This is a genomic window from Candidatus Nealsonbacteria bacterium (assembly GCA_019923605.1).
In the GTDB taxonomy this organism is placed as follows: Bacteria; Patescibacteriota; Minisyncoccia; order Minisyncoccales; family CSSED10-335; genus JAHXGM01.
The window spans coordinates 1-10,394 of the sequence record JAHXGM010000019.1; the positions used below are offsets into that span (position 1 = coordinate 1).

A 10,394-nucleotide genomic window follows, 5' to 3' on the forward strand; every position below is an offset into this window, starting at 1 on the left:
ATGTAGTCTTTCGGGAAACCCTGAAGTCTAAAGCAGTCTAACGGAGTCAATTTTCTAATACCTTTTTTATCCTTTATGATTGGCACATTATGTCCGCCTGTTCCCATGTTCGCTGTTAGTGTTGGACAAACACCACTTTTATTTTCTCGAACATATTGCCTACGCCATTGATATACCTTACCCTCTTCCTTCACAGAGTCTTTTAATCTTTTATATAGAGGCTTATCATTATAGTAATATTTTTCAGGTACATTTTTCTCCAATAGATCTGTTACTTTCTTTGTTAGTTTTACTGGTTTTGGAAATTCAAAATTCTCAAAATAATTTTTATTTTTGAATCCTACAATATAGATACGCTCTCGATTTTGAGGAACATTACCATATTCCATAGTATTTAAGACTTTCGATTTGACATAATATCCAAGGTCTTCAAGAGTTTTTTCTATAACCTCAAAGGTTTTCCCTGAATCATGGCTCTTTAAGTTTTTTACATTTTCAAGCAAAAAGCCTTCTGGCTTTCGCGCCTCAATAATTCTTGCAATATCAAAAAATAAATTTCCTCTATCTTTTTTATCTTTAAAGCCGTGTCTATAGCCAGCTATCGAAAAAGCTTGGCAAGGAAAGCCCCCTAAAAGAAAATCAAATTTGGGTAAATCATCAATTCCAATTTTTCTTATATCCTCAACTATCAACTTTGAATCTTTAAAATTAAGATCGTATGTATCTTTGCATTGTGGTTCAAAGTCATTAGCAAAAACTGTTTTGAATCCAGCATTTTCAAAACCAAGCCTTATCCCCCCTACACCTGCAAATAAGTCTATCGTATTAAAACTATGTTTCGTTTTTTGTTTCGGCTTGTATTCTTCTTCGGACTGTATATTTCTAATTACTTGAACAACAACACCCCGAACTTCAACCTCTTTTCTATAAAATGGAAGCATTGATTGATTTCTTGGTTCAAGCCTAAATCTTGATTTTTCTTTATACAATTTTTTGAGTGTTGCTTCATTGTCATCAATAATTGCAACAACTGTTTGTCCATTTTCTGCAACAGATTGTTTTTTTATCACAACAATATCTCCGTCAAAAATACCCTCGTCAACCATGCTTTCTCCGACAACTCGCAAAGCATAATAATCTTTAGAATTTTGTATACTAGGATCAACAAGAGAAATAAAATCTTCTCGGTTTTCTATTGCCTCGATAGGCTGTCCTGCCGCAATATTTCCTAAAATCGGAATTTCAACAACGGATTTAATTTCTTTTATTAGCGATAGGCTTCTTGCAGAATTTTCGGACTTTGAAATATACCCCTTTACTTCTAGGGAATTGATATGTTCATGAATGGTGGAAACTGCTTTGAGTTTTAGCTCTTTCCTTATCTCTTCAATCGTTGGAGAAATACCATTTTCAGAAATGTATGTATTTATAAAATCAAAAACCAGTTTTTGTTTTTTTGTAAGTTTAGACATATCACATTAAAAATCTATTTGCGCTACAATTTGATTATAACCGAAAAGAAGCCGAAAGACAAAGCGAGATTATCCACAACAAAATTATAAGTTTAATACTAATTTAAATATGTAAAAACCAATTGCCACAAAAGCACAGATTAAAAAAGAACGAGATCCTGAAAAAATCGCAAAAGTTATAAAGCAAAAAGGCTACCCTTCTGGAAAGTTACCACGAGGTAAAGTCTTACATCACATAAAACCAGTAGCTATTGATGGAAAAACAACAAAGAAAAATACCCGAGTTGTTACTGCATAAGGCCAGATACATATTGGACTCCGTGAGGCCACAGCTTCATGGCGTTTTACCACAAAATACATTGTAAATTCACCGGCATAAAAGGATTTGTATGCACTGTAATTAATTTCGGTTAGAAATTAAATGATTTAATCGGCACCTCTATGGTTTGATTTTAGATGATTTAATACGGATTTTGTTGAAAAAAAGGAATAAATGTTATATCATCCCTTGGACTGATAGATAACAGCGATTTTAAGATTTTAGTGGAGGGGTAACCCTAATTGGTAAGGGCCCTGTCTTGAAAACAGGCGGGCGAAAGCCCTTGTGAGTTCGAGTCTCTCCCCCTCCGCTAAGGTCTGAATGTTGCACGTGTATTAAAAATAAACTATTATAAAGAGAACAACCGTATTAAAACAACAGATGTTTAATATACCATTTTTCAAAACAGCTAAAAGATCCGTTGGCATAGACATAGGAACTTTTTCTATAAAAATAGTTGAGCTTTCTTATTCTAGAAATAAAGTTACTTTAGAGAATTACGGAGAAAAAGTTAGTCAAATAAGCGATCAAGAGTTATATAAAAGCCTTAGAAGGAAGGCTTTTTTTGCTTCAGATCAAGAAATTGCTACGATAATTAAAAATATTTTAAGAGAAGCTAAAATAAATACCAAAGAGGCATTTTTATCTATTCCAGATTTTATGAGCTTCTTTACTGTTTTTTCTACCCCTCCCATTCCAAGAGAAGAGGTTTCTTCAGTTGTTCAGTTTGAGGCACGGCAACACATTCCACTTCCTTTGCAAGAAATGACTATTGACTGGTCTATTATTGATGAGAAATTAAGTCCAGGCCAAGAAAAAGAAAAGAAAGGACTTAGGGTTTTATTAGTTGCAGTTCCCAACAAAGCCATGGAGCGTTATGAAAAGATAGCCAATCTGGCTGGAATTAAGATTGCTGGCCTTGAAGCAGAAGTTTTTAGTCTTTTGCGTGTAGCCATAAAAGGCAACGATCTTAAAAAGGTGATCCAATTAATTGATGTTGGTATTCAAAGTACGACAATAACAGTTATTAGGAATGGTATTATTATTTCAACTTATAGTATTGATTTTTCAATTAGTGAAATAATAAAACATCTTGCCGATACTCTTGGTATGAGTTATAATGAAGCAGGGATGGCTCTTAAAAATCAAGGACTTAAAGAAGATACCGTTGATAAGGTGATGAAACCAAAAATTGATTCGTTGATATCAGAATCTATAAGAGTTGCTAATGAGTTTTCAAGAAATGAAAAGAAGGATGTTGAAAAAATTATATTATCCGGTGGAAGTTCCCTGATGCCTAATTTCAAAGAATATTTTTCAAATTTTACAGGTAAAGAAACTCAGGTAATAGAGACTTTTTCAGAAATTTCTTATCCGCCGGCATTAAAAGATACTATAGAAGAGATAAGTCCTCGATATGCAATTGCTACTGGCTTAGCCCTTAGGGGTATTGAGAAAAAATAATAAAATAATATGGCAATAGGAATAATACCTAAATCAGAACCCGAGAAAAAAGAAACTATTCATTTAGGATCTTCTTTGTACTACATTGGGCTGGCAATATTTTTTCTTTCAATTGCAGTTTCGGGAATTCTTTATTTCCTGAACTGGAGAATGGAAAAAAAATTTATAGAAGTTGAAAGAGCACTTGAGGAAAGAAAAAGTGAAGAAGTTTTAAGGTTAGAGAAAGAAATTGATGGCCATTATAGAAGGCTTGGTGACTTCCACTTTATTATTAATAGAAAGAATTTTTCTGGTCCAATATTTAAGTATTTAGAAGAAAACACTCATCCAGATGTTTATTTCTCTAAATTCGAGTCTCGCGTTCAGGATGGTAGTATTGCTACAACAGGAATTGCACGTAATCTAATTGCATTTGATCAGCAAATCAAAATATTTGAAAGTAGTCCTATGGTCAAAGAAATTATAGCAGGAAGTTTTGAGAGAGATGAAGGTGGATTAATAACTTTCCCTATTAATATTACTTTCAAACGAGAGCTTTTAAAAAAAATTGAAGAAGCTGAGATTGAAATTGAAGGCGTTGAAGAGGAAGGTGAAATTATTGAATCTAATAATATTGATTAAATAATCCAATATGGACAAAAACAAAAAAACATTAACATTATTTTTTCTGGCGACTCTAATTGGGTTGTTTGTTATAATCCCTCTTTATCAGAAATATCTTTTAGAGGGCAGTAAGTTATCCGCTGAAGAGGAAAAGCTAGAAATTGAGGATAGAAGCTTAGAGGTTTTGCGAGCTGCCGAAATAGATTTGAGAGAGTATCAGGAAGAGCTAGGTAAAGTAAGAAAGGCGTTGCCAGACAATCCTTCTGTTGCTTCAGTCGTTTCATTTATTGAAGAAAGGGTTCGTGCACACGGTCTTATATTTTCAGAAATTCAACCCTTTACCGTTTCCAGTTATCCAGACAGAGGCCAGCTCAAAGAGACAATAATTTCTTTAAAGATAGAAGGAGCTACTTATCCCCAAATGAAAAGATTTTTAGAAAGTCTTGAAAAATCAATTAAGATTATAGTTGTAGAGAGCATTTCATTTGAACTTGGAGAAGAAGAGAGATTTTCTTTTGACTTAACCTTAAAAACTTATTCTTATTAAGAATAATTTAAAATAATGCTTAATAAATTCGAAGAACAAAAAGAAAAGCAGGGACTTTTTTTATATACCGCTGTATTTTTAATGATTATTACAACCCTTTATTTGGTAAGAGGAGTATCCTTTGATTTCAGTGTTCCTGAAATAGTAATTGAAGAAGGAGAAGATTACTCTGGAGCAAAAGAATTACTTAAGGTAATTCAGGCCATATATGATTTTGATAAATCCGAGCCGTTTAGCTATATTGTGCCGTTTGATGGTGATCTAGGACGATCAAATCCGTTTATCATAGAAGAAAGACTGGAAGTAGAAGAAGACCAAGAGGAAGATTTGTGATTTTATAAAAAGATATAATTTATGGCAGATTTAATCCAAAGATTAGTTGAAAAAAAAGTAATTAAAGAAGAGGATGTTGCAGTCCTTGAGTCTGAAATTAGCACGACTGGAAAAAGAGAAGAAGAAATTATATTAGAAAAAGGCATCTTTCCGGAAAAATCCCTTTTTCAACTAAAAAGTGAGGTGGTGAAGGTTCCCTTTAAAAAAATTGAACAAGAAGAAATTTCTTTGAAGGCTCTTGAATTTATTTCTGAAGATTCAGCTAAGCATTATAAGATTGTCCCGCTAAAAATTGAGGAAGACATTTTAGAAGTTGGAATGGTTTATCCTGAAGATCTTAAGGTTCAAGAATTTCTTGATTTTCTTTCTCGACAAAATAATTTTTCTTACAAAGTTTTTTTGATTTCACTTACCGATTATAATCTTGTTCTAAAGAAATATCAAACTATCAAAAAAGAGTTTTCTCAAGCACTTGAAAGCTTGGAGGGAGAATTAAATAAGGAAGGGCCTGGAGCTGAAAAAGTTCCAGAAGCGAAAAGAGCTCTTGTTGTAGATGCTCCGGTAATAAAGATGGTTGCCGTTATTTTAAAATATGCGCTAGAGGGAGCGGCTTCTGATGTTCATATAGAACCATTCAAGGATAAGTCACGAGTTAGATTTAGGATTGATGGAATACTTTATGCCTCAATTTTTTTACCCTCTAAAGTACACACAGCAATTGTTGCAAGAATTAAGATATTGTCTAATTTAAAAATTGATGAGACAAGAATGCCTCAAGATGGAAGATTTTCTACAACAGTCTATAACAAAGAGATTGATATTCGTGTTTCCACTTTCCCCACCGTATTGGGTGAAAAAGTAGTAATGAGAGTTTTATCTACTGGGGAATCAGTACTAACCTTAGAAGAATTAGGATTAGAAAAAAGAAATCTTACTTTAGTTAGGGAGGCAGCAGCCAAGCCCTATGGAATGATACTATCCACTGGTCCGACTGGATCTGGTAAAACAACTACACTTTATTCTCTACTTAATATCCTTAATCAAGAAGCTGTTAATATTGTAACTTTAGAGGATCCTATTGAGTATTTTCTTAAGGGAGTAAATCATTCTCAGATTCGTCCTGATATTGGCTATGGGTTTCCTCAAGGATTGCGCCATATCTTAAGGCAGGACCCGGATATTATCATGGTTGGAGAGATTAGAGATAAAGAAACGGCCAATCTTGCTATTAACGCAGCTCTTACTGGTCACATTGTTTTGTCTACTCTTCATACTAATAATGCCGCTGGTGTTATACCAAGGTTAATAGATTTAAATGTTCAACCATTCCTTATACCACCAGCCCTTAGTTTAGCCATGGCACAAAGATTAGTTGGAGTTCTTTGTAAGGATTGTAAGAGACAAAAAAAGATCAGCGAAGAAATGAAAGAATCAGTTATACTAGAACTTAAATCAATTCCAGAGAGTGCCAAGAAGGATATTGACACCTCTTTCGACAAAGTTTACGAAGCAGTAGGATGTAAGAAGTGTAATTTTAGAGGTTACAAAGGAAGAATAGGTCTTTTTGAAGTATTATCTATGACTGATGAATTGGCTGAAATAATAGTAACTAATCCAACTGAAGATAAGATTTGGAAAGAAGCCCATCGTCAAGAAATGATAACAATAAGGCAGGACGGAATATTAAAAGTATTAAAAGGTATAACCTCTATGGAAGAGGTTTCGTCAAGAAATGATAACAATAAGGCAGGACGGAATATTAAAAGTATTAAAAGGTATAACCTCTATGGAAGAGGTTATGCGAGTAGGAGAAGAATATTAAAACTATGTCGGAACAAAAAATAGATATAAAAGAATTACTTCGTACAGCAGTAGGAAGGAAAGCATCAGACCTTCATATTTCTGTTGACCATCGACCAACATTAAGAGTTATGGGAAGGTTGGGAAATATTCCAGAAATGAAAATTATCACGCCTCAAGATTCAAAGGAGCTTGCTTTTGCTTTAATGACTGAAGACCAGCAAGAGAAATTCATGAAAGAAAAGGAAATAGACTTTTCTTATGACTTTGAAAATGGAACCAGATTTAGGGTAAATGTTTATCAGCAAAGGGGAACTATTTCTTGCTCTCTTAGAATCGTTCCCACAAGAGTAAGTACTTTAGAGGAGCTTAATCTTCCAGCTGTTTTTACTAAATTTACTGAAGCTAGCCAAGGACTTGTTTTGGTGACTGGCCCATCGTCACATGGAAAATCTACTACATTAGCCGCTATGCTTGATAGGATAAATAGGACTCAGTTTAAGAGGATAATTACTATTGAAGATCCAATCGAATATATCTTTCAGGATGATAAATCAATCATCGACCAAAGGGAAATTAACTATGATACTTTCTCCTTTAGGCAAGCACTGAAGTCTGTTTTCAGACAAGATCCAGATATTATTATGGTTGGAGAAATGAGAGATGCAGAAACTATTGCGACTGTAATAACGGCCGCAGAGACCGGTCATTTGGTTTTTTCAACTCTCCATACAAATTCAGCGGCAGAAACTATTAATAGAATAATTGATTCATTTCCTGGTGATCAGCAAAACCAGATAAGGTCTCAACTCGCATCATCTCTTATTGGTGTTATCTCTCAAAGACTTATTCCTAAAAAAGATGGAGGCCTTGTGGCAGCTTGTGAGATACTAATGTCAACTCCGGCTACAGCCAATATTATAAGAGAGAATAGGGTTCATGAATTAGATTTTGTAATTGAAACATCTGCTGGAGAAGGAATGGTAAGTCTTAATAAGGCACTGATTCATTTAATCCAAAAAGGAAAGGTGTCTCTTGACGATGCCCTAACCTATTCAAGAAGGCCCAATGAATTAAAGAAATTAATAGGATAGTTTTATGAGATTTAATTATCAAGGAAGGTTAAATGATGGCCAACTACAATCAGGAGTGGTTGAGGCTTCATCTCGAGATGAAGCAATTGCTCTTCTTCAGAAGAGTGGAATTTATATTATTTTCCTTGAAGAAATTACTCCATCTTTCTATACGAAAGAAATTAAATTTCTAGAAAGAGTATCAAAAAAAGATGTAGTTATTTTTTCTCGCCAACTTTCCATTATGTTTCGTTCCGGCATTCCTATTATAGAATCATTAAGAACGATAGCGGAGCAAATTAACAAGAAAAAGTTTAAGAGAGAAATATATAAAATAGCAGATAAAGTTGATGGAGGAAATATGCTTTCCCAAGCTTTATTGTTGTTTCCTGAAACTTTTACGAGTTTTTATGTTGGGATGATAAAGTCAGGAGAAATATCAGGTCGTTTATCAGAATCGCTAGAATATTTAGCAGACCATTTAGAAAGGGATTATAACTTTAATAATAAGGTTATCGGAGCCCTTATTTATCCAGTTTTTATCATTTTTGTTTTTATAACGATTCTTGTTCTTTTAGTAGTTTTTGTAGTTCCCGGATTGAAAGATGTTTTTGAAGGAATGGAACTTCCCTGGAGTACCCGATTTATTTTAGGTCTCGGAGATTTTATCGTTGCATATTGGTGGGTTATTATTTTAGCAACAATAGGATCAGTCTTTAGTTTATATAAATTTTTTAAGACCCAAGCAGGGAAAAGCCTTTTTGATAAAGTAGTTTTTAAGGTTCCACTTATTGGAGACTTTGTTAGAAAAGTTAATTTAATAAGAATAGCTGAAAACCTTTCTACTTTAATAGCCGGCGGTCTTCCTATAGTTCAGGCTCTTGAGGCAACCGTTGATCTTGTTGGTAGCGGTTCTTACAAAAAAATACTATATGAAACAAGAGACGGAGTGCGAAGAGGTGAGTTAATAAGCTCTATCCTTATAAATTATCCAGAATACTTCCCATCCCTTTTTACTCAGATGATAATCGTCGGTGAAAAAACAGGAAAAATAGACAGCTCCTTAGTGAATGTGGTTCATTTTTATCGAGGAGATATAGACAGATCGCTAGAAGGTATGGTAAAGTTAATTGAACCATTAATGATTGTTGTAATAGGGGGAATGATCGGATTAATGGTAGTATCATTATTAACACCAATTTATCAGGTGACCGTTTAGGAGAATTATAAAAAGGTCGATTTATAAAACAAAATAAATATTATGACAAAACAAAAAGGTTTTACTTTAATTGAACTTTTGGTAGTAATCGCAGTTATTGCTATTTTAGCTTCGGTAGTTTTTGTTAACTTAAGAGGAGCACAAGAAAGTGCAAGAGATGCAAGAATTACAGTAGCTGTGGGACAAGTTAGATCAATCGCAGAACTTATTAATGCAAGAGCACCCTCTGCAACCCCCGGTTATCAAGGTTTATGTACTGGAACTGCGTTAAATACAGCTGGTAATACTGATCTTTCGGCCATTACAGCAGATATTACTGCTTCTTGTACAAGCGCTCATTGCACTGCTACTCCTATTGCTTGCCACGCAACAACAAGCGCTTATTGTGTTAGCTCAAGGCTAAATGAAGCAAACCAGTTCTGGTGCGTTAGATCTGATGGAAGGTCAGGTCGTGCAACTACAGCATGTACGGCTACTGCTGCGTGTACTATTCCATAGTATAGTTATTATTTCTCAATCTTAAAAGCCCTCTAACAGTAGAGGGTTTTTTATTTTATCCTTTTAGTATATAATGCGTTTATGACTTTAATTTATTTTTTAGTATTTGCGTTGGGAATGATCATTGGATCATTTTTAAATTGTATTATTTATAGGCTACACACAGAGGAGAGTTTTATAAAAGGAAGGTCGTTTTGTCCTAATTGTAAGAAAGGCCTTAAGGCGATTGATCTCATTCCTCTTTTTAGCTTTCTTTCTTTAAGGGGAAAATGTAGATATTGTTCCACTAAAATATCTTTTCAGTACCCTTTAGTTGAGGTAATAACAGGAGCTCTTTTTGTTTTGACACTGCACTACAAGATGCCCCATCTTCTTAATCTTTGGGGAGCTATTGAGATTGGATATCTCTTCCTTATAATCTCCTTAATGGTAGTTATTTTTGTTTATGATTTAAAGCATTATCTCATTCCGGACGAAGCAGTATTTATGGCCATTGGAGCCACTTTCCTTTGGCAATTACTATCATATTTTAATGGCGCGATAACTTTGAATGAATTTGGTCTCGTTGTTCTTTCCGGACTAGGGGCTTCTTCCTTTTTCCTTTCCTTATTTCTGGTATCAAAAGGAAGCTGGATTGGATTCGGCGATGTTAAACTAGCCATTTTTATGGGATTCTTCTTGGGCCTCCCTAATATTCTAGTCGCTTTATTTTTATCATTTATGATTGGTGCTATAATTGGAGTAGGGCTAGTTCTTTCAAAAAAGAAAGAGCTTAAAAGTGAAGTGCCTTTTGCTCCATTTCTAATAATAGGTACGCTTTTAGCTTTTTTCGTGGGAGAATCTCTTGCTACAGGATACATAAACCTTTTTTATTAAAATGATCTGGAATTGGATCAAAAAAAATAACCTCAAAAAAGGAATAACATTAATCGAAATGATAGTTGTTATTGCCCTTATTTTCATTATTTCTGGAACTATGTGGGCTAACTACAGAAACCTTGGAAAATCTCTTGCATTGGATCGTTCGGCAAACCAAGTTGCTCAAGACATTAGAGCTTCTTTAGAG

General features: G+C 34.2%; 11 protein-coding genes and 1 tRNA gene. 11 read left to right on the forward strand and 1 reads right to left on the reverse strand.

Translation table 11 applies throughout. The features are described 5' to 3' along the window. The coding region (gene lexA / locus KY054_02970) for a transcriptional repressor LexA (protein MBZ1356693.1) at positions 1-1,472 on the reverse strand (1,472 nt) is incomplete at its 3' end. Positions 1,473-2,017: 545 nt separating this feature from the next. On the opposite strand from lexA, the gene KY054_02975 reads away from it, so the two are divergent. The 11 genes from KY054_02975 to KY054_03025 all read left to right on the forward strand — a co-directional run. After that, positions 2,018-2,101 (forward strand) — tRNA-Ser (locus tag KY054_02975). 71 nt (positions 2,102-2,172) lie between these two features. After that, a complete protein-coding gene (gene pilM, locus KY054_02980) occupies positions 2,173-3,255 on the forward strand; it encodes a type IV pilus assembly protein PilM (GenBank protein MBZ1356694.1) in 1,083 nt (360 codons plus the stop codon). A gap of 9 nt (positions 3,256-3,264) precedes the next feature. After that, a complete protein-coding gene (locus KY054_02985; protein ID MBZ1356695.1) occupies positions 3,265-3,876 on the forward strand; it encodes a hypothetical protein in 612 nt (203 codons plus the stop codon). 10 nt (positions 3,877-3,886) lie between these two features. Then, the gene (pilO, locus tag KY054_02990) at positions 3,887-4,405 is read left to right on the forward strand and encodes a type 4a pilus biogenesis protein PilO (GenBank protein ID MBZ1356696.1); all 519 of its coding nucleotides are present in this window, start codon (positions 3,887-3,889) and stop codon (positions 4,403-4,405) included. A gap of 15 nt (positions 4,406-4,420) precedes the next feature. Beyond that, complete coding sequence (locus KY054_02995) at positions 4,421-4,738, forward strand: hypothetical protein (GenBank protein MBZ1356697.1); 318 nt, start codon at positions 4,421-4,423, stop codon at positions 4,736-4,738. 21 nt (positions 4,739-4,759) lie between these two features. Beyond that, the gene (gene tadA / locus KY054_03000) at positions 4,760-6,583 is read left to right on the forward strand and encodes a Flp pilus assembly complex ATPase component TadA (protein MBZ1356698.1); all 1,824 of its coding nucleotides are present in this window, start codon (positions 4,760-4,762) and stop codon (positions 6,581-6,583) included. Further along, positions 6,565-7,632: a type IV pilus twitching motility protein PilT gene (locus tag KY054_03005; GenBank protein MBZ1356699.1), complete on the forward strand. Its 1,068-nt coding sequence runs from the start codon at positions 6,565-6,567 to the stop codon at positions 7,630-7,632. Before tadA ends, KY054_03005 begins: the two co-directional genes overlap by 19 nt. Before the next feature lie 4 nt (positions 7,633-7,636). Then, positions 7,637-8,830 carry a type II secretion system F family protein gene (locus KY054_03010; GenBank protein ID MBZ1356700.1) on the forward strand — a complete coding sequence of 398 codons (1,194 nt, stop codon included), beginning with the start codon at positions 7,637-7,639 and terminating at the stop codon, positions 8,828-8,830. A gap of 42 nt (positions 8,831-8,872) precedes the next feature. After that, the gene (locus KY054_03015; GenBank protein MBZ1356701.1) at positions 8,873-9,328 is read left to right on the forward strand and encodes a prepilin-type N-terminal cleavage/methylation domain-containing protein; all 456 of its coding nucleotides are present in this window, start codon (positions 8,873-8,875) and stop codon (positions 9,326-9,328) included. A gap of 81 nt (positions 9,329-9,409) precedes the next feature. Next, positions 9,410-10,204, forward strand: a complete 795-nt coding sequence (locus KY054_03020; GenBank protein MBZ1356702.1) for a prepilin peptidase — start codon at positions 9,410-9,412, stop codon at positions 10,202-10,204. A 1-nt stretch (position 10,205) separates the two neighbouring features. Further along, positions 10,206-10,394: prepilin-type N-terminal cleavage/methylation domain-containing protein (locus KY054_03025; GenBank protein ID MBZ1356703.1), on the forward strand; the 189-nt coding region annotated here is incomplete at its 3' end.